Consider the following 23,557-nt stretch of genomic DNA (forward strand, 5'->3'; position numbering starts at 1 on the left):
CGTACCTCCCCGTCGCCCGGTGTTCTGGGAGGGTAGCGCGGATTTCGTTCGGCCGGACGGTATTCCGACGGTGCGCCGCCCGGAATACCGTCCTTACTCGAGCTCCGAGGTCAGACCGCGGATCGGATATCGGTGTGCACGAAGTCGTTGCCCTTGTAGAGCAGTGGCTTCTTTTTAACGGTGGCGAGTGCGTAGGCGAAGCAGTCGCCGAGGTTGAGCTGTGCCTTATGTCCGCTGCCCTTGCCGAAATCGCGATACGCGGCCCGGGCTATGGCGGCCTGCTCCAGCGAGACCGGAGCGAGTTCGATGTCTCCGTCGTCGATCAACTCCGCGAAGCGCCGCGCGATGATCGGGTCCGGATTGCGATCCACCTTGATCGCCACTTCGAAGTGGTTGACCACCGACATCGATCGGCTCTCGGCCGAATCGAGTGCGTCGATGAAGCTGCCGCGCTCTGGTTCCCGGTTGATGATGGCGAGCAGGGCTGATGCGTCGACGATCATGCGGGCATCCCCTGATCGTCGTAGAGATCATCGGTGGTCAGTAATGTTCGTGTCTCCGGGGTCATCCTGGCGTCGATATCCGCAACGATTTCCCAGAGTCGCGCCTTGCGCGACTGTTGTGCCGCCTCGTGCTCGGCATCCAGTTCTTTCAACATGCGTTTCAGTGCCTCCTCGATAACGCCGGTTTGCGACATCCCCATCCGCTCCGCTGCTTCACGCACCAAGCCGTGCACTCTCTCGTTTTTTATATTCAGGCCCATAGGTTCTACCCTTCTGGACTGGGGTGGTAGAGACTATACCTGAGCTACATCGTTGGCGGAAATGGTTTTTTCGAGGGAACCGTTCGGGCTCCTCGTTCGTCCAAGTCAGCAAGGGTCGAGACCGGCCCACGCTCATGACGAACCGGGGGAGAGATGTCGGAACAGCAGGTCAGAGGCTCGCATCGGCTGCGACCCCGCAGCGAAGGTGCCCGGCACGGCCGTTCGGGTCGGCGGCCGGGTCTGTGGCTCGTGGTGGGTTTGGTGGTGATCGCGCTCGCGGCCGCCGGAGTGGTTGGGGTCCGTTGGTGGCAGGACCATGCGAACCCGGCGGCGATCGTCGGCCAGCGCAGCACCACGTTCCCCGCGATCGACACCTCGACCCTCGACCAGACGCAGGCCAAGGTGGTCGCGGTGACGGCGCGGGAGTTTCGTAGTCCGGGTTCGGGCGGCAAGTACGCCGAAGGGGCGAGCGAACCCTGGTGCGCGGACTTCGTGAGCTGGGTGATGCGGGAATCCGGTGTGCCGCTGGCGAACCCGAATTCGGGTTCGTGGCGGATCCCCGGCGTCTACACGTTGCAGGAGTACTACGCGAGCACCGGACGATTCGCCCCGATCGGCAGCTACCAGCCGCGCACAGGTGACGTGCTGATGTACGGCGACACCAGCCCGTTCGGCCAGCACACGAACATTGTGCTGACATCCGGCGCCGGGGTGGTGACGACCATCGGCGGCAACGAGTTCGGGCAGGTCAGCGTTCACACATTCGCGCTGGCCGAGGTGCCGGGGATCGTCGGATTCGGGCGATTGTGAGAAGTATTGCCTGCCAACGGCGGTGGCTGGTTGGTGCGCGCGGCCGATAGGCGCGCGTGATAGCCCTACGATGGATAGTGACGGCGCCCGGCAGCGCCGTCACCGGTCCCCGCCCTGCCTCCCCCTCATCGGCAGGACGGGGATCTCGGGTTCAGTGTCCTTGTCGACATGATCGGGAGCGCTGCGTGGTTACTGTGCGCAACCGCGTCCGCGCTTGACCCGATCATGTCAGCCTCGCGCAAGTTCTGGGCAATGTCGGTCGCGTACCGTGTCGGTTGTCCATCGAGAGGTGAGGGTTCCGGAACATCTGATGCAGCCGACCGACGAAACGAGCAGCGATCCCGCCTGGATCGACTACGCCGACTTCGGCGAGCGCTTCGTCACGCACGCGGTGACGAAGGACCGGATCGAGGCCGCGGTGTCCGGGATGACCGGCCGCGGCTTGTCGATCGGCCCGTTCTCCCTCGGCCCGGCCGGTCTCGCGGGCTTTGTCGCCGAGGGCAAGGTCGGCAAGCCGGAGGTGTTGCACAGCGGCCCGCACGTCACGTTCGAGGTCACCGTTCCGGTGTCGTTGGCACTGAAGGTGATGCTCGGCGGCAAGAAATTGCGCCTGGAGGCACGCGTCGAAATCGACCTGACCTTGCACGCGCGCACCGCCGACCCGCTGCTGATCGTCATCGACATCCCGCCGATCACCCAGCGCGACGTCAGCTTCGTGCTGCGCGCGCAGGCGGTGGACTCGGCGTGGGAATGGTTGCTCGACCCGATCGCCGGGCTGGTACAGCGCGAGGTCGCCGCCCGGGTGAACGGCATGCTCGCCGATCCGCAGGCGCGCCGCAGCCGAGTCTTCGATATCGAGGCCATCGTGAGCGGCACCCGGTCGGAGCATCGGGAGCAGGCGGAGTTCGACTGGATCGGCTACGACGAATTCGGGCACCGGTTCTTCTCGCGGATCGTGACGCGGGACCGGGTGTTCGACGTGGTGGAGAAGATGGCGGGACGGCCGATCGAGGTCGGCCCGCTCAAGACCGGGCCTGGCAAATCGGCGACCGTCACCGTTCGGGGCAGCGTTCGAGTGCCGCAACTGGACGACAAGACGGACACGCCACGGGCTTTCGACATGACGCTGCCGGTCAGCCTGGACATCACCGTCGACGTGCTGAAGGCCAACCGCTATCGGGCCGACGTCGAGGTGCCGCTGGTATTGACCGCACGCGCCGCCGACCCGCTGCTCGTCGTCATCGACGTGCCGCCGCCCGACCCCGACGACATCCGACTGGAGTTCAAGGCGCACGGCGTGCGCGCGGCGACGCTCGGCGCGCTGGCCGGCATCAAGAAACAGGTGATCGCCCAGGTCGCGGGGGTCGTCGGCAAAGAGCTTGCGGACAGCTCCGGCCGAACCATCGACGTGGCCGCCCGCATCGACGGCATTGGTTAGGCGTCTATATCAGCATCCGGCGAGCATATTGCTGTTATCTCGTGTGACCAGTGTGAAAGGGTATGTCCCGTGGGTCTAGCGGTTCACATGTGAATATGGTGAAATGAGTACACGTTCGAAGGCTCCCGGCGCGCGTTGAATGTTTGGGGAAGGTGCGCCGGGCACGCTGCCGTCTATGGTTGGGGTCGCGCGAAGGAGTCCTGCGATGCGTTCCATTTCTGTATCCCGGCGTGAGCTATTCGGGTACGCCGCCGCCGCTGCCGCGATCGGCCTCACCGCTACCGCGAAACCCGCCGCCGCCGCCGATTTCGGCACCTTGATCGATTACGCGGGCGGGGTGCCGTCGGCCGAATCGATCAAGGACGCCGGGCATCGCGGCGTGATCAGGTACGTCTCCGACCGGCGGCCAGGCGCGGAATGGATGGAAGGAAAACCGCTGCGCGCCAACGAAGTCGACGAGTTGCACGCGGCGGATCTGCGGATCGTGTCCTGCTACCAGTTCGGCAAGGGGCCGACCGCGGACTGGCGCGGCGGACTGGAAGCGGGCAAGAAGCACGCCCAGCGCGGGCTCGACCTGCATCGCGCCGCAGGCGGACCCGATGACGTGCCGATCTACGCCGCCATCGACGACAACCCGACCCCGGTCGACTTCGCCACCATGATCGCGCCCTACCTGCTCGGCTGGCAGTCGGTGCTCGGCAAGGAGAACACCGGCATGTACGCCAACGCACCCACCATCGAGCTCGCCCGCGCCGCCGGACTTGGTTCCTGGTACTGGCAACACAATTGGGGCTCCAACGGGGTCGTGCACCCCGCCGCGCATCTGCACCAGTTCGAAATCGACAAGCGCTCGATCGACGGTATCGGGGTCGACCTCAACCGCGCGCTGGCCGCCGAGTACGGGCAGTGGTGAGCCGCCGGACCTAGGTTTGCGAGTGGCTGAGCGGTGCTACGCGCAGGTCGGGCTCGTCGTCGGGTACGACCCGCAGGGTCGGGCGGGAGTCCGGTGCCTCGTGATCGCCGAGCCAGGAGAGCAGCGACCAGCGGGACAGGCCGGAGAACGCCGAGCCGAGGCTGGTGAACGAGAACGAGGAGATGGCCGACCCGAACGAACCGACCGAGCCGATCGACAACACCGAGCCCACGCTGCCGATCGAGAGGATCGAGTAGGCGGAGCCGATGGACAGGATCGAGCCCTCGGATCGGAAGGACAGTATCGATCGATGCGAACGCTTGCTGCGGATGCAGTGGCCGGGCCGTATCGAATGTTCGATCGCCATAGTTAGCGGTTTACCACAATCGCCACCCACGCACGCGTCATCGCGGCGATTCGCACGTAGCGACGACAAGGCGGCGACCCGGAGTAGGGGCGCCGCCTTCAGTCGAGAATCACGCGACGGTGAAGAAACCGAGCGTCGGCAGGAACGAGCAGGTCCTCGGGTCGGCGTCGTCGGCCTTGGTGGTCAGCGAGCCGGAGATGACCGCGACGATCCGGCCGGAACCGGTGTCGGCGATCGCGGACAGGGTGGCCGGGCCGCCCGGGTTGATCTTGGCCTCGTCGGTCAGCGGCAGGTTGCCGGACTGGCGGGTGTCCAGGTTCATCCACTGCACCGACATCGGCGGATTCTGTACCGCCGTAGGCGCTTTGGTGCCGAGCGCGGTGAAAACGAACCCGGCCTGACCGGCCGCGGGTCCGGGCGGCGGCAGCTGGGCCGGGCCCGATACGGCGAGCGCGGTGCCGACCGAGTCGGCGGTCGGGCCGATGCAGCCCTTACCGATGGTCGGGTAGAGGAACTGGGCGATGACCGGGCCCTCCTGCGGCAGCTCGGGGCCACCGCCACCGCTGCCATCGAGGAAGGTGATGACCTTTTCCAGTGTCGACTTGATCTGCGGCGGCAGGTTCAGCGTCGCGAGCAGCTTGCGGGCCTGATCGAGGATGGCCGACTGCGGGCCCGCACCGATATCGGCGGGACCGGCGATCGAGCCGACGATCGCGGGGGCCAGGGCGGCGAGGGCGTCGATCGGGACACCCTCCGGGACCATCGGCACGGTGTTCGGGGTCGCAGCGGGCGCGGGCGCGGGCGCCGCGACTGCCATCGTCGGCGCGGCAAGCGTGGCACTCGCCGCGATGGCGAGCGCGGACAATGCAATCCGCGATCCTCGGGTGCGAAGCACTGGTCTAGCCGTCCTTACCTCGGTTACATCTGGGGCCGATGCTGAAAATCCATCGTTTCGGGGGTCACTCTAGGGATATCGCGGCTATGTGTACAGCTGCGGTGCCCCTACAGGTGGTGCGGACGATCAGTGTTATCAGACGGTAGCGTGAAACAGGTGTTACTGGTGTGAAAGGTGATGCAAATGTTATCAGTGATTCGGGAGGGATCTCATGATACGAGGGCGCGACGATCTAGATCGTCGCTGCGGTTAATGTAGTCGGAGCCGTCCACTCTTGTCGCCGAACACTCGCATCGCCGGGTGCCTGGCCGACGCACCGCACCCGAGTCGAAAGCCTGCGATTTGAACCGTCAACTCCGATGGGCTGTCTCGGCACTCGGTCTGTCCGTGCTGGCACGGCTGCTCTGGATGTTCTTGAACAAGAACGGGATCAACGTCGTCGACCTGCACGTGTATGTGGATGGATCCGCGTCGCTGCTCACCGACCGGCTCTACGACTTCACCTACGCGGAGAAGACCCCGGACTTCCCGCTGCCGTTCACCTATCCACCGTTCGCCGCGCTGGTGTTCTTCCCACTGCACTATCTGCCGTTCACGGCCGTCGCTGTCGGCTGGCTGCTTGCCACCGTCGCCGCGCTCTATGGCGTCGTGCGCATCGCGCTGGAGTTGATCCTCGGCGCGGAGCGGATGCGCGAGCCGGGCTGGCAGGCCGCGACGGTCGGCTGGACCGCGCTCGGCATGTGGATGGAGCCGGTGCGGACCACCATCGATTACGGCCAGGTCAATGTCTTCCTCGTGCTCGGCGCGATGATCGCGGTGCGCAGTTCGCGATGGTGGCTGTCCGGCGGGCTGGTCGGTGTCATCGCAGGCATCAAACTGACACCGGCGATCACCGGTCTGTACTTCGTCGCCAGGCGGCGCTGGGAGACCGTGGTGTGGTCGGCGCTGGTGTTCGGCGCGACGGTCGGGATCAGTTTTTTGATCAACCCGCACGAGGCGCGGCGGTACTTCGGCACGCTGATCGGTGACGCTGACCGGATCGGCCCGGTCGGCTCGGTGTGGAACCAGTCGCTGCGCGGCGCGCTGAGCCGAATCCTCGGCCACGACGTGCAATCGGGCCCGTGGTGGATCGCCGGCGTGCTGGTTGTCGCGGTGCTCGCGGTGCTGGCCTGGCGGGTGCTCGAGCCGGACGACCGGATGGGCACGCTGATCATGGTGCAGCTGTTCGGGCTGCTCGTCTCGCCCATTTCCTGGTCGCACCACTGGGTTTGGCTGCTGCCGACGGTGCTGTGGCTGCTCTACGGACCGCTGCGGCGGGCACCCGGCGCCAAGATCGTCGCGGGCTACTGGCTGGTGAACACGCTGATCGGGGTGCCGTGGATCCTGTCGTTCTTCCAGGACTCCATCTGGACCATCCCACGACCGGCGGTGCTGGCCTGGCTCGGCACGGTGGACGTGATCGGGTCGCTGGTCTTCTTCGTCTGGGTGATCAAGTTCGGCCGCCGCGCGAAGCAGGACGAGACCGAAGCGGCGCGCGCGGCCACCGAGGGCCAAGCGCGCGCCGCCTAGATCCTAGGTTTCAGCTGAACTGCGCGAGCCGATCGATCGTGCGTGCCAGCTCGACGTCCAGCGCGGTGAGACCGCCGGAATCATGGGTGGACAGCGCGAAGCTGATCTTGCGCCAGCGGATGTCTATGTCGGGATGATGGTTGGCGGCCTCGGCCGCCTCGGCGACCTGCCGGACGAGTTCGATGCCGGCGAGGAAGCTCGGCGCTTGGACGGTGCGGGACAGGACGTCGCCGTCCCTGGTCCAGTCGGGCAGGTCGGTCAGTGACTCGGTGAGTTCGGTTTCGGTCAGCAACGGGGCGCTCATAACCCGGTTCTACTCCTGTGCCGGGAGTGATGTCCGTCATTACCGGAACGGTCGCGCGCAGCGGGGTCCGCGGACCCTCGGACGGGGTCGAAAACCTCAGGCGGCGCGCGCCTGCTTGAGCGCCTTCTTCAGGTCTTTGCCGCAGATGCCTGCGGCTTCGCACTTCTTCATACGCATAATGACCACAGGGCATTTCACGCAGCGCGTCTTTTTGCGACAGCACTTCTTCTTCGGTTTCAGACTCGAAACCTGCTTAGCCTTGACCTTGCCCATGTCGGTTAGCATACCCTTAGTAACACGCCTGAAGCGGAGGGGTGACCCGAACACAGGTAGGGTGTATATGGCCGCAATGCCCGGTGAGTTTCGATTCTCCACCTGTTTGCAGGGGTCGGCCGGTACCTACACCTAACAGCAGGAGGATTCAGCGTGTCGTCTGCGCGCGATTTTCGCAACGTCGCCATCGTGGCCCACGTCGACCACGGTAAGACGACGCTGGTCGACGCCATGCTCCGCCAATCCGGCGCATTCGCCGAGCGAGCCGAGCTCGTCGACCGGGTGATGGACTCTGGCGACCTGGAGCGCGAGAAGGGCATCACCATTCTCGCGAAGAACACCGCGGTGCATAAGCACCACCCGGATGGTTCCGTCACCGTCATCAACGTGATCGACACACCGGGCCACGCCGACTTCGGTGGTGAGGTCGAACGCGGCCTCTCCATGGTCGACGGCGTCGTGCTGCTGGTCGACGCCTCCGAGGGCCCGCTGCCGCAGACCCGGTTCGTGCTGCGTAAGGCACTCGCCGCGTCGCTGCCGGTGATCCTGGTCGTCAACAAGACCGACCGCCCCGACGCCAGGATCGAGGAGGTCGTCGAGGAAAGCCACGACCTGCTGCTCGACCTGGCCTCCGATCTGGACGACTCCGCCGCCGAGGCCGCCGAGCTCGCGCTCGACCTGCCGGTGCTCTACGCCTCGGGCCGCGCGGGCAAGGCGTCCAAGGAGCGTCCCGAGAACGGGCACGAGCCGGACGCGGAGAACCTGGACGCGCTGTTCGAGGTGCTGATGGAAAGCATCCCGGCCCCCAAGAGCAACCGGGACGCGCCGCTGCAGGCACACGTCACCAACCTCGACGCCTCGGCCTTCCTCGGCCGCCTCGCGCTGGTCCGCATCTACGCGGGCGAGCTGCGCAAGGGCCAGAACGTCGCCTGGATGCACGCCGACGGCGTCAAGACCGTCAAGATCACCGAGCTGCTGCAGACCATCGGCGTCGAGCGCCAGCCAGGCGAGATCGCGATCGCGGGCGATATCGTCGCGATCGCCGGTATCCCGGACATCATGATCGGCGACACCCTCGCCGATGTGGAGCACCCGGTCGCGCTGCCGCACATCACGGTCGATCAGCCCGCGATCTCGGTGACCATCGGCACCAACACCTCGCCGCTGGTCGGCCGGGTCAAGGGCCACAAGCTGACCGCGCGCATGGTGAAGTCGCGTCTGGACCAGGAGCTGGTCGGCAACGTCTCGCTGCGCGTGCTCGACATCGGCCGCCCGGACGCCTGGGAGGTGCAGGGCCGCGGTGAGCTGGCGCTGGCCATTCTGGTCGAGCAGATGCGCCGCGAAGGCTTCGAGCTGACCGTCGGCAAGCCGCAGGTGGTCACCAGGCTGGTCGACGGCAAGGTGCACGAGCCGTACGAAGAGCTGACCATCGACTGCCCTGACGAATACCTTGGCGCCGTCACGCAGCTGCTGGCCGCCCGCAAGGGCAAGATGGTCCAGATGGCCAACCACAGCGCGGGCTGGGTGCGCATCGAGTTCATCGTCCCCTCGCGCGGCCTGATCGGTTTCCGTACCGACTTCCTCACCGACACCCGAGGCACCGGTATCGCCAACGCCGTCTCGCACGGCTACGCGCCGTGGGCGGGCGAGATCCGGGCCAGGCACACCGGCGCGCTGGTCTCCGACCGGGCGGGCTCGGTGACGCCGTTCGCGATGATCCAGCTCTCCGATCGCGGCCAGTTCTTCGTCGAGCCGGGCGCGGACACCTACGAGGGCATGGTTGTCGGGATCAACCCGCGCGCCGAGGATCTCGACATCAACGTGACGCGCGAGAAGAAGCTGACCAACATGCGCAGCGCGACCGCCGACGTGTTCGAGACGCTGGCCAAGCCGCTGCACCTCGACCTGGAAGCCGCGATGGAGTTCTGTGCCGACGACGAGTGCGTCGAGGTCACGCCGGAGGTGGTCCGGGTGCGCAAGGTGATCCTCGGCGCCACCGAGCGTGGTCGCGAACTGTCGCGCCGCAAGGCACGGGACCGCGCCGCACTCTGATCGTTTCCACCGCAACGGGATTCCGGCGTTTCCGACGCTGGGATCCCGTTTGCCGTTGGAATTCCGGCCGCCGCAAAACCGGGATTGAATTCATCGGGAATTTTGGAGGTCGGCATAGGTGAATAGCGCACGCGTCGGCGTTGAAGATTTCGCTTGATTCCCGCGCTGATCAGCTGGTCGTCCTCAGTGCCGAATGCCGGTGATAGGCAAGCGTTCTGGACAACGCCCAGGCGCTGACGCGATCGTCGAGCCGCTTTTTCGGCGAGAATGCCGACCGTTTGCCGAGCGCTGTGTTCACACAATTTGCGCGCATCGTCCCGGCTCGCATTGCGGTGTCGAGACCCCCTCAACATGGGCAGGATTCCGTCAGGTGGGTGCGGTAGAGTCCGCAACCGTGAAAGTGGGCGCAGGGAATGGCATGGCACGGCCGACGTCGGCGCCCGCTGTGGCGATACCGCCGTCGATCGACGCGGTAGCGTGCGCAGCGTGAGCCCGCGGTCGAGCCGGGGCGCCACCTGGCGGGTCCTGGTGCTGATCCTCGCGGCGTCGCTGACGGTGTTCGCCGGGTGCACCGCGAACCCGCCGCCGCCGATCGAGAGCACCGACAGCCCGAAGACCACCCCGGCCAAGCCGGGCAAGAGCACCGTGGTCGTCGCGATCGACACCATCGGCATCGGCTTCAATCCGCATCTGCGCGCGGATCAATCGCCGGCCACCGCCGCCTTGAGTTCGATGGTGCTGCCGAGCCCGTTCCGCCCGGTGCCGAGCCCGGTGGCGCCCGGCGCCACCGACTGGGTGCCCGACACCTCGCTGATCGCCACGGCCGACACCACTCCGCCCGAGGCCGCCACCCCGCAGGATCCGTTCACCATCACCTACACGCTGCGCAACGAGGCGAACTGGTCCGACGGCGCGCCGATCGCCGCCGAGGACTTCCAATTCCTGTGGCAGCAGATGATTTCGCAGCCCGGCGTTGTCGACTCGGCCGGGTACCGGTTGATCACCGACATCGGTTCCGCCGGCGGCGGCAAGGTCGTGACCGTGACGCTGCGACAGCCCTTCCCGGCGTGGCGGCAGCTGTTCACGAACCTGCTGCCCTCGCACCTGATGAAGGATTCGCCCGGCGGGTTCCAGGACGGCTGGGTGAAGAGCATCCGGGTCTCCGGCGCGCAATTCGCTATCAAGAACATCGACCGAGGCCGCGAGGAGATCCTGCTCGAGCGCAACGCCCGCTTCTGGGGCACCCCGGCCGCACCGGACGAGATCCAGTTGCGGCGCGGTGGCACCCCCGCGGAGCTGGCGGAATCGTTGCGGACCAACGACGCTCAGATGACGCTGGTGCACGGCGGTGTCGCGACCCAGGCCCAGCTGGCCGCCATTCCGTCGGTGCGCACCGCGATCATGCCGCAGTCGCGGGAGCTACAGCTCGCGCTCAACGGCCGGACCGGGCCGGTCAGCGATATCCGGGTGCGCCGCGCGGTGCTCGCACTGCTCGATCCCGCGCTGCTCGCGACGGTCGGCGCGCAGACCGGCGGTTGGGTGGAACCGGCTCGCGCACAGATACTTTCGCCGTCCGACCCCGGCTACGCGCCGACCTCGCCACCCCGGCCGCCCGCTGAGGAATCCTTCGCGTTGCTCGCGGAGGCGGGCTATGGCCGCGCGCCGGAGCCGCCGCCGGTCAACTCGCCGACCTCGCCAGCGCCGACGCCGCGACCGGTCGCGAAAAACGGTAAATCCCTGACGATTCGGATCGGCGCGGTCGAGGGCGACAGCACCGCCATCGCCGTCGCCAACACCGCGGCCGACCAATTGCGCAGTGCCGGAATAGATGCCACGGTGCGCAGCGTCTCCGCCGATCAGCTGTACGGGCGCGAGCTCGTCGAAGGGACGATCGACGCGATCGTCGGCTGGGAGCGCGCGGGTTCCGACCCGGCCACCACGCTCGCCTCCCGATATGGTTGCCCGCCACCGGAACCCGGCACGGCCACCGGTACCGCCGCTACCACGCAGCCGAGCACGGACCCGGCGCGCCGCGCTCCGGCCAACCTGTCCGGTGTATGTGACCCAAGCCTGCAACAACCGATCGACGACGCGTTGCGCGGCATCGACACGGGCCGGGTACTCGGCGACGCCGAGCCCAAGCTGTGGGAGTTGGCCACGGTGCTGCCGATCGTGCAGGACAACGTCGTCGCCGCGGCCGGTCCGCGAGTAGACGGTGCCTCGCTGAGCGGCAGCATCCAGGTCGGCATCTTCGGCGACGCCGGACAGTGGCGCAAGATCCAATGACCGGCGGTCTGCTGCTGGTGCACGCGCACCCCGACGACGAATCCATCACCACCGGTGGCACTATCGCGCACTACCGCCGCCGCGGCGTGCCGGTGACCGTGCTGACCTGCACCCTCGGTGAGGAGGGCGAGGTCATCGGGGACGAGTGGGCGCAGTTGACCGCCGACCGCGCCGATCAACTCGGCGGCTATCGCATCCTCGAACTGACCCGGGCATTGCGGGCCATGGACGCCGCGCCGCCGCGGTTCCTCGGCGGCGCGGGCCACTGGCGCGATTCCGGCATGGCCGGGACCCCGGCGGCGGCGAAGCCTCGGGTGTTCGTGCGGTCGGGCGGCGCGGCCGTCGACGCGTTGCTCGAGGTGATCCTGGAACTGCGGCCGCAGGTCATGATCAGCTACGACCCGAACGGCGGCTACGGCCACCCCGACCACATTCGCGCCCACCAGATCACCACGGCCGCAGTGCATTCCGCGGCCGAGCGCGGCTGGGACACGCCGAAGTTCTACTGGACCGTCACCGACGCCGACATGCTGCGCCAGCACACGGCCGCGCTGGCCAAGCGCACCGTCGACGGACTACCCGGCCGGTTGCCGCCGGGCTGGCGACTACCCACCGATGGCGAACTCGCGAGCGTGCCGAGTCGCACCGTGACGACCACCATCGACGTGTCCGACGCGCTCGCCGCCAAACGCGCCGCGCTGCGCGCACACGCCACCCAGCTCACGCTGGCACCGTCCGGCCGCGAATTCGCACTGTCCAACAATGTTGCTCAGCCGGTACTGCCGGAGGAGTGCTACGTCCTGGTGCGCGGTAGAAGGGGACCGGTCGGTCCGGATGGCCGCGAACGTGATCTTTTAGCGGGCCTTGAATAACGAACTTCTATCGACGGCGCGCCTGGTCCTCCGCAGTTCCTGTGGCAATCCGGCGTAATCTTCGAATGCTTCCCTGCGTACCGGCTGAGCTGCGGATATCCATTGCCTGAGGGTTGCTGTCACTTCGATAACCTTGGCCGGGTACCGTTCCCGTGATCTCGAATTCAGCGATGTGGAGGCGAAGCGGTTCATGACGGCGGTCGGCGACAAGGCTCACCTCAGTATCGAGGACGAGGGTTACCACAAGAGTCTCAAACCGCGGCAGCTGCAGATGATCGCCATCGGCGGCGCCATCGGCACCGGGCTGTTCCTCGGCGCGGGCGGCAGGCTCGCCAATGCGGGACCCGGACTGTTCCTCGTCTACGGCGTCTGCGGATTCTTCGCGTTCCTCATTCTGCGCGCGCTCGGTGAACTCGTGTTGCACCGGCCGTCATCCGGGTCGTTCGTCTCCTACGCCCGCGAGTTCTTCGGCGAGAGGGCTGCGTTCGTCGCCGGGTGGATGTACTTTCTCAACTGGTCGATGACCGGCATCGCCGACACCACCGCGATCGCACAGTACTTCCACTACTGGACCGCGTTCAGCAGCATCCCGCAGTGGCTGCTCGCGCTCATCGCGCTGGTCCTGGTGCTCAGCATCAACCTGATCTCGGTGAAGTGGTTCGGCGAGATGGAGTTCTGGGCCGCGCTGGTGAAGGTGTTCGCGCTGAGCGCCTTCCTCATCGTCGGCACCATCTTCCTCATCGGCCGATTCACCGTGCAGGGCAAGCCAACCGGGCCGAGCGTGATCGCGGACCACGGCGGCCTGTTCCCGACCGGGGTGCTTCCGCTGGTCGTGGTGGTCTCCGGTGTCGTGTTCGCCTACGCCGCGGTCGAATTGGTCGGCACGGCGGCGGGCGAGACGGAGAACCCCGCCAAGATCATGCCGCGCGCGATCAACTCGGTGATCGCCCGCATCGCGATCTTCTACGTCGGCTCGCTGGTGCTGCTCGGCCTGCTGCTGCCGTACACGGCCTACACCGCCAAGGAAAGCCCGTTCGTCACCTTCTTCACCATGCTCGGCGTGCCAGGTATCGGCAGCGTGATGAACCTCGTGGTGCTCACCGCCGCGTTCTCCAGCCTCAACGCCGGGCTGTACTCGACCGGGCGCATCCTGCGGTCCATGTCGATGAACGGCAGCGCGCCGAAGTTCACCGGCGTGATGGGGCGCAACGGCGTTCCCTACGGCGGCATCCTGCTGACCAGCCTGATCGCGCTGGTCGGCATCGCACTGAACGGCGTGGTGCCCGACCGCGCCTTCGAGATCGTGCTGAACCTGGCCTCGCTCGGCATCGTCGCCTCCTGGGCCACCATCGTGCTGTGCCAGCTGCAGCTGTGGCGGTGGAGCAAACAGGGCAAGGCGGAGCGGCCGTCGTTCCGCATGTTCGGCGCGCCCTATACCGGACTGCTCACGCTGGTGTTCCTGTTCTTCGTGGTGGTGCTGACCGGCTTCGACTATCCGGTGGGCACCTGGACCGTCGCCTCGCTGGTGCTGATCATCCCGATGCTGATCGTCGGCTGGCTGGTGGCCCGCAAGCGGGTGCTGTCCATCGCCGAGGAGCGGCAGGGGTACACCGGCGAGTTCCCGGTGGTCGCCAACATCCCGGTCGACGGCGAGAAGTGATCATGCTGACCCCGGCCGCGGCGACGCCGGAATAGACTCGCTCCCATGTACAACTGGTCGGTCCAGGACGCGATCGCCGCGTTCGTCGACACTATGAAGCCCAACTGGCAGGCCCAACACGACCTGTACCTGACGGTGCTGTACGGGTTCGTCGATATGCAGAGTCACCTGCTGACCCTGCTCGGCTTCCCGCCGGTGCCGTGAGGGCGACCGTCGACGGCAACGCGTCTGTGACGAACGGCGAGCCGTCCGCCGCCGCGGCCTGGTTGGCGCCGCTCATCCTCGCGATTCTGGTGATCGATGCGTTCATCACGCTCGCGCTGGAAGTGCTGTACCTGCCCACCTATTTCGGCAGTACCGGGTTTCCGCTGTCCGGTGTGCTTGCCGGTCCGGTGAACATCCTCCTGGTACTCGGCGCGCGGTCGGTTTCGCAGCGGACGGCGGCGATGTTCCTGCCGTTGGCCGCGTGGACCTTCGGGTTCCTCGTCTGCGCGAGCACCGGCCCCGGCGGGGACATCATGCTCGCCAGCGACTGGCGCACAGTGCTTTTACTGTTCTGCGGCCTGGTGCCGCCGCTGGTGTACATCTACATTCGCGTCAATTCCGGATTGTTCAGCAGGCGTTAGCGGGTGCCGAGCTGGCCGGGGGTGACCGCGTCGATGAAGGCGAAGGCCTCATCGAGCGGGATATCGAGCACGTGATAGCGCTTCTTGCCCGCGGCGGAGGCCGCGACAACGGTGGCGACCCCGGCACGGCGCTGGAAGAACGACTGCCGCACGGTCCAGCCGATCACGCCGGGCGCTTCGAGACAGTCACGGTCACGGCCGAGTGAACCGGAGCGAGTGATCAACCAGGTCGGTCTGGTAGCCGTTCCTGGGAGAACGGCGTGGCCAAGACCGCGATAACGGTCTTCCGCCAGCGCGATCGCGACCGGAACCAACAGCGCGGGCAGTGCCAACCACCATGGCGAAAAGTCCGCGCCCGCAACCGAAAACGCCGCCATGACGAGCGCGGCGACGGCGATCGGAGCCAGCGTGCGGATATACCGCCTGCGACGCGCGATCGGCCCGTGCGCGATCAGCGGTGCGCTGCCCGGCGTCGGCCCCTCGGTCGGCGCGGCAATCACCTTGTCCTGGAACTCATTCGGCGCGAGCAGGTGACTCAGCGTGTGCTCGACAGCGGTGCGCGGCGCCTGCGGCAGGATCTTCTGGCGCGGGCTCGCACCGACCATGATGGCCTCGAGCTCGGCGGCACCGGCCAACCGCAGCAGCAGCGGTTCGTTCACCGTCGCGCCGCGGAAGCGGGCCAGATCCAGGGTGATCTGGCGGGTGGTGAACAGGCCGTGCCGCAGGTGCAGCGTCCGGCCGTCATCGAGGACGCGCAGGCCGAAATACGTTGTCAGATAACGGGCGCAGGCGGCGAGGCTGACCACGAGCACGATCACCGCGATCAGGACAACGGTGCCGATGGCGATGAGCGCGGCGCCGCCGGTCTGCACCCGGTGCACCGCGTCCGAACGGAACAGCACCTGGCCGACGCCGTACTGGAACGCCACACCGACGATCGGCGCGATGAACGCGAAACCCGTCAACGACAGTGGCGCGTAACGGACCCAGCTCGGATTCCAATGCGCGATCTCGCGCCCGGACTGTCCGTCCGAAGGCTCGGCGACGGTCGGGTCGGCACTCGGAAGCGATTGTCCGGCAACACTGTGCGGCGCACCGCCGGTGTGCGCGAGCAGCGCGGTACGCAGCTCGGGTACCAAACGCGCGTCGAGCGCGTCCAACTTGAACTTGTCACCCTTGTCCGCCTGCTGCCCGGTGCCGATGGCGAGCACCGCGAGACCGAGTATCCGGTGCAGCAGATCCGCCTCGATGTCCACCGACCGGATCCGCGACCTCGGCACCGCGAGCTTCTTGCGTTGCAGCAGCCCGGTACGCAGCTCGACATGGGTCGGCCCGACCCGATAGGTGGTGGTGAACCAGCGGGTGAGCGCGAATCCGACGATCAACGCCAGCGGTATGAAGCTCCACACATGATTTCCGCTGCTGGTGCCGAGGATCACCGACCCGATCAGCACCGGAATGAACTTCACCACTTCAGTGACCGGGTGTACCAACAGCATTCGCTTGTCCAGCCGCGACCACGGCTGATCGGTCTCCGGCGCGAGCGCCTCCATAGAACTCACGTCGCGTCCCCCCGATGCTGCGCCGCGATCCTGGTCAGCCGGGTCACCGTCTCCTCGGCGACCGGCAGGTCGAGCTCGGAGATCTGCACCGCGCCCGCGGACGATGCGGTGGTCACCGTCACCGTGGCCAGCCCGAACAGCCGCGCCAGCGGCCCGCGTTCGGTGTCGACGGTCTGCACCCGCGAGATCGGCGCGACCCTGCTCTCCTGGGTGAGCCAGCCGACCCTGGTGTACACGGCCTCCTCGGTGACCTCCCACCGGTGCACCGCATACCGCCACCACGGCACCACCAGGATGTTCAGCACCGCGAGCAGCAGCGTCACCAGGAACACCGTCAGCTGCCACCCCCGATTGCCGGAGTCGAGGATCGCCCAGACGAGCTGCGCCGCGAACGGAACCACCCAGACCAACGCGGCCTGCACGGTCCACAAGAGTTTGGCCTTCGGACTTGGACGCCAGGCCGGACTGGCCATGATCGTGCGCGGCTGAGACATGCCTGCCATGGTTCCATGAAGTTCGGCCTCGGGGGCCGCCGATCACCTGCGGCGCGGCGGCACGGGTGACCGTGCACACCGGCGCGCCGGGAATGTCGGCGGGGTGCCGATGGAATAGGCCCGAGCTTCGCGCAGTTGTCAACGCTCACATGGTGCCTCGCTGTCACAGGGTTCCGTGGTGAACGCGGCGTCCCGCGCCCGGTGGGTCTGGTCGCTACGCTCACTCATCAGCATCGGAAGGAGACAGGTCCGGATGGTTAGCGCATGATCGAGGACGTGACCGAATTGCCGAACCCGAGCGTTCCTACTGCACCTCCCTCTCCATCGGCCATGCGCCGGGCGTTGCGACGAGCCCGGGACGGGGTCACGTTGAACGTGGACGAGGCCGCGGTGTTGCTGCACGCGACCGGCGACGATCTCAAAGATCTGAGTCACAGCGCCGCCAGAGTGCGCGACGCGGGCCTGGAGTCGGCGGGTCGGCCGAAGACCATCAGCTACTCGCGCAATGTCTTCATCCCGCTGACCCGCCTCTGTCGTGACAAGTGCCACTACTGCACCTTCGTCACGGTGCCGGGCAAGCTGCGCGCCGAGGGCAAGGGCATGTTCCTCGAGCCGGACGAGGTGCTCGACATCGCCCGCCGCGGCGCCGCGCTCGGCTGCAAGGAGGCCCTGTTCACGCTCGGCGACCGGCCCGAGGATCGCTGGCCAGAGGCCGCGCAGTGGCTCGACGAGCGCGGCTACGACTCCACCCTGGACTACCTGCGCGCCGTCTCGATCATGGTGCTCGAGGAGACCGGCCTGCTGCCGCACCTGAATCCGGGTGTGATGTCGTGGGAGGAGATCTCGCGGCTCAAGCCGGTCGCGCAGTCGATGGGCATGATGCTGGAGACCACCGCGACCCGGCTGTTCACCGAGAAGGGCGCCTGCCACTACGGCAGCCCGGACAAGGACCCGGCGATCCGGCTGCGCGCGATCACCGACGCGGGCCGCCTCTCGGTGCCCTACACCACCGGCCTGCTGGTCGGCATCGGTGAGACGCTGACCGAGCGCGCCGAGTCGATCATGGCGATTCGCAAGCAGCACAAGGCTTTCGGGCATATCCAGGAAGTGATCATCCAGAACTTCCGTGCCAAGGACGACACCGCAATGCGCGATGTTCCCGACGCGGGCATCGAGGAGTTCCTTGCCACCATCGCGGTGACCAGGCTGCTGCTCGGCCCGGACGTGCCGGTGCAGGCGCCGCCGAACCTGGTGTCGCACGAGGACTGCCTCGCGCTGATCGACGCAGGCATCGACGATTGGGGTGGCGTGTCGCCGGTGACGGTGGACCACGTGAACCCGGAACGCCCGTGGCCGAACCTGGACACGTTGCGTGAGATCACCGAGAAGGCCGGATACCAGCTGGTCGAGCGGACCTCCGCGCATCCGAAGTATGTGCGCGCCGGCAGCCCATGGATCGACCCGAGGATCGGCGTGCACGTCGCCGCGCTCAGCGATCCGGTCACCGGCCTGGCGAACCCGGACGCGATGCCGGTCGGCCTGCCCTGGCAGGAACCGGACCAGTCCTGGGAATCCGCCGGACGAGTCGACCTCAACACCGCCATCGACACCGAGGGCCGCAATACCGAGAGCCGCAGCGATTCCGCGCTCGGCCAGGATGTGGTCGGCGCCTTCGGCGATTGGGACACCGTCCGCGAACAGGCCCGCGATCTCGCGGTCGTCGCGCCGGAACGCCTCGACTCCGAGGTGCTCGCCGCGCTGAAGGCGGCCGAGCGCGACCCGGCCGCCCTCTCCGACGCCGAATACCTGGCGTTGGCCACGGCCGACGGCGCGAACCTCGAGGCCGTCGCCGCGCTGGCCGATCAACTGCGTCGCGACACCGTCGGCGACGACGTCACCTACGTGGTGAACCGGAACATCAACTTCACCAACATCTGCTACACCGGCTGCCGGTTCTGCGCGTTCGCTCAGCGCAAGGGCGATGCCGACGCGTTCACGCTGAGCATGGACGAGGTCGCCGACCGGGCCTGGGAGGCGCACGTCGACGGCGCCACCGAGGTCTGCATGCAGGGCGGCATCGACCCCGACCTGCCGGTCACCGGGTATGCCGACATCGTGCGCGCGGTGAAGCAGCGGGTGCCGTCCATGCACGTGCACGCCTTCAGCCCGATGGAGATCGTCAACGGCGCCTCGCGCGGCGGGCAGAGCATTCGCGACTGGCTGGTCGCGCTGAAGGAGGCCGGTCTCGACACCATTCCTGGCACCGCCGCCGAGATCCTCGACGACGAGGTGCGCTGGGTGCTCACCAAGGGCAAGCTGCCGACCTCCGCGTGGATCGAGGTGATCACCACCGCGCATCAGATCGGCCTTCGTTCCAGCTCGACCATGATGTACGGCCACGTGGACAACCCGAAGCACTGGGTCGGGCACCTGCGGGTGCTGCGCGGAATCCAGGACGAGACAGGCGGTTTCACCGAATTCGTGCTGCTGCCGTTCGTGCATCAGAGCGCGCCGCTATACCTGGCCGGCGCGGCAAGGCCCGGACCGACGAACCGGGACAACCGGGCCGCGCACGCGCTGTCGCGGATCATGCTGCACGGCCGGATCGATAACATCCAGACCAGCTGGGTGAAGCTCGGCACCGTCGGCACCAGGGTGATGCTCACCAGCGGCGCCAACGACGTCGGCGGCACGTTGATGGAGGAGACCATCTCCCGGATGGCCGGATCCCAGCACGGCTCGGCGAAGACCGTCGCGGAGCTGGTCGAGATCGCCGCAGGCATCGGCCGCCCGGCGCGCGAGCGGACCACCACGTACGGCATTCCACAGCACAAGGTTTCGGCGCTACCGCTCACGGTCGGTTAGCGGCGTAGGCTTCCGGTAGCGCTCAACAGCCTGCGCCTGACGGCGGTTTCGCACTCCGATAGTGGCGTGCGAAACATCAGAAGTTAGGCAAGGCTGACCCGGAGTAGCGTGGGGGTGTCCGGATAGGGTTCGCTGGGCGGACTATCCCCGCAAGGTGAGGACAGACTAGGAGAACGGCAGTGCCGTACATCATCGCTGAACCGTGCGTTGACGTGAAGGACAAGGCATGCATCGAGGAATGCCCCGTTGACTGCATCTACGAGGGTGGTCGCATGCTGTATATCCATCCCGACGAGTGCGTGGACTGTGGTGCATGTGAACCGGTGTGCCCGGTGGAGGCGATCTTCTACGAAGACGACACACCGGACCAGTGGAGCGGGTACGTGAACGCCAACGTCGACTTCTTCAACGAACTCGGCTCGCCCGGCGGCGCGACCAAGGTCGGTCAGGTCGACCACGACCCGCCGTTCATCAAGGAACTGCCGCCGATGGCGAGCGAGTAGCCCGGTCGTGTCGGTACGTGGCCGGGTCAGCAGTCTGCTCCCCGATTTTCCCTGGGACACCATCGCTTCGGTGAAGGCGAAGGCGGCGACGCATCCCGGCGGGATCGTCGACCTGTCGGTCGGCACCCCGGTGGACCCGGTCGATCCGCTCATCCGCGCGGCCTTGAGCGCGGCGGCCGCGGTGCCAGGCTACCCGGCCACGCACGGCACCCCGGAGCTCCGCGCGGCCGCGGTCGACGCGCTGAAGCGGCGTTACGGGATCACCGGTCTCGACCCGGCGGCGGTGCTGCCCGCGATCGGCACCAAGGAGCTGATCGCCGGACTGCCGAGGTTGCTCGGCCTCGGCACCGACGACCTGGTCGTCATCCCCGAGGTCGCCTACCCGACCTACGAGGTCGGCGCACTGCTCGCGGGGGCGCAGGTCGCGCGCGCCGATGGGCTGACCCAGCTCGGACCGCGAACGCCCGCTGTGATGTTCGTGAACTCGCCGTCGAATCCGACGGGGCGCGTGCTCGGCGTCGACCATCTGCGCAAGGTCGTCGAATTCGCCCGTGAACGCGACGTCATCGTCGCCTCCGACGAGTGTTACCTCGGTCTCACCTGGGAAGGCCGCGCCGTTTCCATCCTCGACCCCGAGGTTTCCGATGGCGACCACACGAATCTGCTTGCCGTGCACTCCCTTTCGAAGACCTCCAACCTGGCCAGCTACCGCGCCGGTTTCGTCGCGGGTGACCAGGCCCTGGTCGCCGAACTCCTGGAAGTGCGCAAGCACGCCGGAATGATGATGCCGTACCCCATCCAGGCCGCGATGACCGCCGCTCTCACCGACGACACCCACGAGGCGCAACAGCGTGAGCGTTACCGGGTGCGGCGTGAGGTACTGCGAAAGGCGTTGGAGCAAGCCGGTTTCCGGATCGATCACTCCGAGGCGGGCCTGTACCTCTGGTCGACCCGCGGCGAACCGTGCCGGACCACCCTCGACTGGCTCGCCGATCGCGGCATCCTCGCCGCCCCCGGCGACTTCTACGGGCCCACCGGTACCGAACACGTCCGCATCGCGCTGACGGCCACCGATGAGCGCATCGCCGCCGCCGCCGAACGATTGGCCGCCTAGCCCACTGCCGAAAGTCGAACTCGCCGACCGGGAGCCATCATGACGACGATCACCGATCTCGACGACTTCAAGGCGCTCGACCCGTTCTTCCGCATCATCGAGCAGGGCCTCGACGGCATTGCCGACGGTGCGCACTTCTTCGACCTGCTCGCCGATGATGTGGTCTTCGACTACATCATCACGATTCCCGGCTACCCGAGGCACGTCGAGGGTCGCGAGGCCGTCGCTGAGCTGTACCGCCCGTACGGCACCGCGATCGTCCTTGACCGCTGCCACGACCTCGCGGTCCATCACGATCGCGAGACCGGCGTGGTAGTGCTCGAGTACGCCTCCGCAGGGCGAGTCGTCGCGACCGGGGCCCCGTACACCAACCGGTACATCTCGGTACTCACGATCACCGACCGCAAGGTCACGCACTGGCGCGACTACCTCGACCCCGTCGCGGTGTTCGACGCGCTCGGCTGGCCGTAACGCGGACGGGCGTTCCGCGACGACACGCGTCGCGCGCACGGTGGCCACCGGCACCGGACACCGGCTGGCGTTAGCCTGAAGTATGGACGCTGTCACGGTTGTTCCTACTCCCAGCAACGAGCCGGTGCATTCCTACGCGCCGGGCAGTCGCGAGCGGGACCTGTTGGTCGCCAAGCTTGCCGAGATCGCGGCGGAGAACGTCGAGGTGCCGCTGGTGATCGGCGGTAAACATCGGCCGGGGATCGGCGAGCGGCACGAGATCGTCGCGCCGCATCGGCACAGCCAGGTGCTGGGGACCTATACCGATACCACCCATTCCGAAGCGCAGGGGGCGATCGACGCGGCGATGGCGGCGGCGCCGGGGTGGCGGACGTTGCCGTTCGACGAGCGGGCCGCGGTGTTCCTGCGGGCCGCCGATCTGCTGGCCGGGCCGTGGCGGGAGACGGTCGCCGCGGCGACGATGCTCGGGCAGTCGAAATCGGCGCAGCAGGCCGAGATCGACGCGCCGTGCGAGCTGGTCGACTTCTGGCGGTTCAATGTGGCGTTCGCGCGGCAGATCCTGGCGCAGCAGCCGGAGTCGAGCGCGGGGGTGTGGAACCGGCTGGACTATCGGCCGCTGGAAGGGTTCGTCTACGCGATCACGCCGTTCAACTTCACCGCGATCGCCGGGAACCTGCCGACCGCACCCGCGCTGATGGGGAACACGGTGGTGTGGAAGCCGTCGCCGACGCAGACGCTGTCCGCGTTCTACACCATGCGGCTGCTGGAGTCGGCCGGGTTGCCGCCCGGTGTGATCAACATGGTGACCGGCGACGGCGTCGACCTCTCGGCGGTGGCACTGGCCGATCCCCGGCTGGCCGGGATCCATTTCACCGGCTCTACCAAGACATTTCAGTATCTGTGGCAGCAGGTCGGCGCGAATATCGGGCGGTACCATAGTTATCCGCGCCTGGTCGGTGAGACGGGCGGTAAGGACTTCATCGTCGCGCACCCATCGGCCGATCCGAATGCGTTGCGGGCCGCGCTGATTCGTGGTGCCTACGAGTATCAGGGGCAGAAGTGCTCGGCGGCCTCGCGCGCCTACATCGCGCGTTCGGTGTGGCGCACGATGGGCGACGAGTTCCTGCACCACGCCGATGAGCTGACCTACGGCGATGTGGCCGACCTGGCCAATTTCGGTGGGGCGGTGATCGATCGGCGTGCGTTCGACAAGAATGCCGCGGCGATCGACCGGGCCAGGAATGCCGGGCTCACCATTCCGGTCGGCGGCACCTACGACGACAGCGAAGGGTACTTCGTCCGGCCGACGGTGTTGCTGGCCGACGATCCGCACGACGAGTCCTTCGCCACCGAGTATTTCGGGCCGATCCTTTCGGTGCACGTCTACGACGATGCCGAACCCGGTTCCTACGCCTCGATATTGGCCGAGGTCGACGCCACGTCGCCGTATGCGCTGACCGGCGCGGTGTTCGCGCAGGATCGTCAGGCGGTCGAACAGGCAGGCGCCGCACTGCGATTCGCGGCGGGCAACTTCTACGTCAATGACAAGCCGACCGGCGCGGTGGTCGGCCAGCAGCCGTTCGGCGGTGCCCGCGCGTCCGGCACCGACGACAAGGCGGGTTCGCCGCTGAACCTGCTGCGCTGGGTGTCCGCGCGCACGATCAAGGAAACCTTCGTCCCGCCTACCGGATACCGCTACCCGCACCAGGAGGGGTGACCC

Annotated in this window: 23 protein-coding genes; 15 read left to right on the forward strand and 8 right to left on the reverse strand. The window is 67.2% G+C overall.

What is annotated here, in order from left to right:
* Positions 1 to 110 precede the first annotated feature (110 nt).
* The gene (locus OG203_RS32485; protein ID WP_405161041.1) at positions 111 to 503 is read right to left on the reverse strand and encodes a type II toxin-antitoxin system VapC family toxin; all 393 of its coding nucleotides are present in this window, start codon (positions 501 to 503) and stop codon (positions 111 to 113) included.
* Entirely contained in the window at positions 500 to 763 is a 264-nt protein-coding gene (locus tag OG203_RS32490) for a type II toxin-antitoxin system VapB family antitoxin (RefSeq protein WP_405161042.1), read from the reverse strand. The genes OG203_RS32485 and OG203_RS32490 overlap by 4 nt, the downstream gene beginning before the upstream one ends.
* A 153-nt stretch (positions 764 to 916) precedes the next feature.
* Here OG203_RS32490 and OG203_RS32495 point away from each other — a divergent pair, with 153 nt between their 5' ends.
* The 3 genes from OG203_RS32495 to OG203_RS32505 all read left to right on the forward strand — a co-directional run bounded on the left by OG203_RS32495 (position 917) and on the right by OG203_RS32505 (position 3,924).
* Positions 917 to 1,573: a CHAP domain-containing protein gene (locus OG203_RS32495; protein WP_405161043.1), complete on the forward strand. Its 657-nt coding sequence runs from the start codon at positions 917 to 919 to the stop codon at positions 1,571 to 1,573.
* A gap of 310 nt (positions 1,574 to 1,883) precedes the next feature.
* A complete protein-coding gene (locus OG203_RS32500; RefSeq protein WP_405161044.1) occupies positions 1,884 to 3,011 on the forward strand; it encodes a hypothetical protein in 1,128 nt (375 codons plus the stop codon).
* Positions 3,012 to 3,216: 205 nt separating this feature from the next.
* Positions 3,217 to 3,924, forward strand: coding sequence for a DUF1906 domain-containing protein (locus OG203_RS32505; protein ID WP_405161045.1), 708 nt, complete (start codon positions 3,217 to 3,219; stop codon positions 3,922 to 3,924).
* Between the two features lie 10 nt (positions 3,925 to 3,934).
* Here OG203_RS32505 and OG203_RS32510 read toward each other — a convergent pair whose 3' ends face one another.
* Both OG203_RS32510 and OG203_RS32515 read right to left on the reverse strand, forming a co-directional pair.
* Positions 3,935 to 4,291, reverse strand: coding sequence for a hypothetical protein (locus OG203_RS32510; protein WP_405161046.1), 357 nt, complete (start codon positions 4,289 to 4,291; stop codon positions 3,935 to 3,937).
* 109 nt (positions 4,292 to 4,400) lie between these two features.
* Positions 4,401 to 5,186, reverse strand: coding sequence for a hypothetical protein (locus OG203_RS32515; RefSeq protein WP_405161047.1), 786 nt, complete (start codon positions 5,184 to 5,186; stop codon positions 4,401 to 4,403).
* A gap of 300 nt (positions 5,187 to 5,486) precedes the next feature.
* On the opposite strand from OG203_RS32515, the gene OG203_RS32520 reads away from it, so the two are divergent.
* Positions 5,487 to 6,755: a mannosyltransferase gene (locus OG203_RS32520; RefSeq protein ID WP_405161048.1), complete on the forward strand. Its 1,269-nt coding sequence runs from the start codon at positions 5,487 to 5,489 to the stop codon at positions 6,753 to 6,755.
* A gap of 10 nt (positions 6,756 to 6,765) precedes the next feature.
* On the opposite strand, the gene OG203_RS32525 is transcribed toward OG203_RS32520, so the two are convergent.
* Positions 6,766 to 7,059, reverse strand: coding sequence for a 4a-hydroxytetrahydrobiopterin dehydratase (locus OG203_RS32525; RefSeq protein ID WP_405161049.1), 294 nt, complete (start codon positions 7,057 to 7,059; stop codon positions 6,766 to 6,768).
* Positions 7,060 to 7,155: 96 nt separating this feature from the next.
* On the reverse strand, positions 7,156 to 7,332 hold the full coding sequence (locus tag OG203_RS32530; protein WP_167489963.1) for a hypothetical protein: 177 nt from the start codon (positions 7,330 to 7,332) through the stop codon (positions 7,156 to 7,158).
* Positions 7,333 to 7,485: 153 nt separating this feature from the next.
* On the opposite strand from OG203_RS32530, the gene typA reads away from it, so the two are divergent.
* The 6 genes from typA (at position 7,486) to OG203_RS32560 (ending at position 14,828) form a co-directional block, all read left to right on the forward strand.
* Positions 7,486 to 9,384: a translational GTPase TypA gene (gene typA / locus OG203_RS32535; protein WP_405161050.1), complete on the forward strand. Its 1,899-nt coding sequence runs from the start codon at positions 7,486 to 7,488 to the stop codon at positions 9,382 to 9,384.
* A 486-nt stretch (positions 9,385 to 9,870) separates the two neighbouring features.
* Positions 9,871 to 11,670 (forward strand): ABC transporter family substrate-binding protein, encoded by a 1,800-nt coding sequence (locus OG203_RS32540; RefSeq protein ID WP_405161051.1) that lies wholly within the window; start codon positions 9,871 to 9,873, stop codon positions 11,668 to 11,670.
* Positions 11,667 to 12,542, forward strand: a complete 876-nt coding sequence (gene mshB, locus OG203_RS32545) for an N-acetyl-1-D-myo-inositol-2-amino-2-deoxy-alpha-D-glucopyranoside deacetylase (protein WP_405161052.1) — start codon at positions 11,667 to 11,669, stop codon at positions 12,540 to 12,542. The genes OG203_RS32540 and mshB overlap by 4 nt, the downstream gene beginning before the upstream one ends.
* Positions 12,543 to 12,732: 190 nt before the next feature.
* Positions 12,733 to 14,202, forward strand: a complete 1,470-nt coding sequence (locus OG203_RS32550; RefSeq protein WP_405161053.1) for an amino acid permease — start codon at positions 12,733 to 12,735, stop codon at positions 14,200 to 14,202.
* A 45-nt stretch (positions 14,203 to 14,247) separates the two neighbouring features.
* A complete protein-coding gene (locus OG203_RS32555) occupies positions 14,248 to 14,406 on the forward strand; it encodes a hypothetical protein (RefSeq protein ID WP_405161054.1) in 159 nt (52 codons plus the stop codon).
* A complete protein-coding gene (locus tag OG203_RS32560; RefSeq protein WP_405161055.1) occupies positions 14,403 to 14,828 on the forward strand; it encodes a hypothetical protein in 426 nt (141 codons plus the stop codon). The genes OG203_RS32555 and OG203_RS32560 overlap by 4 nt, the downstream gene beginning before the upstream one ends.
* Here OG203_RS32560 and OG203_RS32565 read toward each other — a convergent pair.
* Together OG203_RS32565 and OG203_RS32570 are read right to left on the reverse strand one after the other, a co-directional pair.
* The gene (locus OG203_RS32565) at positions 14,825 to 16,381 is read right to left on the reverse strand and encodes a PH domain-containing protein (RefSeq protein ID WP_405168075.1); all 1,557 of its coding nucleotides are present in this window, start codon (positions 16,379 to 16,381) and stop codon (positions 14,825 to 14,827) included. The two genes, OG203_RS32560 and OG203_RS32565, sit on opposite strands and share 4 nt — an antisense overlap.
* A gap of 5 nt (positions 16,382 to 16,386) precedes the next feature.
* Positions 16,387 to 16,884, reverse strand: coding sequence for a PH domain-containing protein (locus OG203_RS32570; RefSeq protein WP_405161056.1), 498 nt, complete (start codon positions 16,882 to 16,884; stop codon positions 16,387 to 16,389).
* 264 nt (positions 16,885 to 17,148) lie between these two features.
* Between OG203_RS32570 and OG203_RS32575 the strand changes: the two genes are divergently transcribed.
* From OG203_RS32575 to pruA, 5 genes are all read left to right on the forward strand, one after another.
* Positions 17,149 to 19,749, forward strand: a complete 2,601-nt coding sequence (locus OG203_RS32575; RefSeq protein WP_405161057.1) for a bifunctional FO biosynthesis protein CofGH — start codon at positions 17,149 to 17,151, stop codon at positions 19,747 to 19,749.
* A 179-nt stretch (positions 19,750 to 19,928) separates the two neighbouring features.
* Complete coding sequence (fdxA, locus tag OG203_RS32580; RefSeq protein ID WP_107659126.1) at positions 19,929 to 20,252, forward strand: ferredoxin; 324 nt, start codon at positions 19,929 to 19,931, stop codon at positions 20,250 to 20,252.
* 7 nt (positions 20,253 to 20,259) lie between these two features.
* Positions 20,260 to 21,366 carry a succinyldiaminopimelate transaminase gene (dapC, locus tag OG203_RS32585; RefSeq protein WP_405161058.1) on the forward strand — a complete coding sequence of 369 codons (1,107 nt, stop codon included), beginning with the start codon at positions 20,260 to 20,262 and terminating at the stop codon, positions 21,364 to 21,366.
* Between the two features lie 39 nt (positions 21,367 to 21,405).
* Positions 21,406 to 21,837, forward strand: a complete 432-nt coding sequence (locus OG203_RS32590) for a nuclear transport factor 2 family protein (protein WP_405161059.1) — start codon at positions 21,406 to 21,408, stop codon at positions 21,835 to 21,837.
* Between the two features lie 82 nt (positions 21,838 to 21,919).
* Complete coding sequence (gene pruA, locus OG203_RS32595; RefSeq protein WP_405161060.1) at positions 21,920 to 23,554, forward strand: L-glutamate gamma-semialdehyde dehydrogenase; 1,635 nt, start codon at positions 21,920 to 21,922, stop codon at positions 23,552 to 23,554.
* Positions 23,555 to 23,557: the final 3 nt, after the last annotated feature.

The organism is Nocardia sp. NBC_01499, from assembly GCF_045040275.1.
In the GTDB taxonomy this organism is placed as follows: Bacteria; Actinomycetota; Actinomycetes; order Mycobacteriales; family Mycobacteriaceae; genus Nocardia.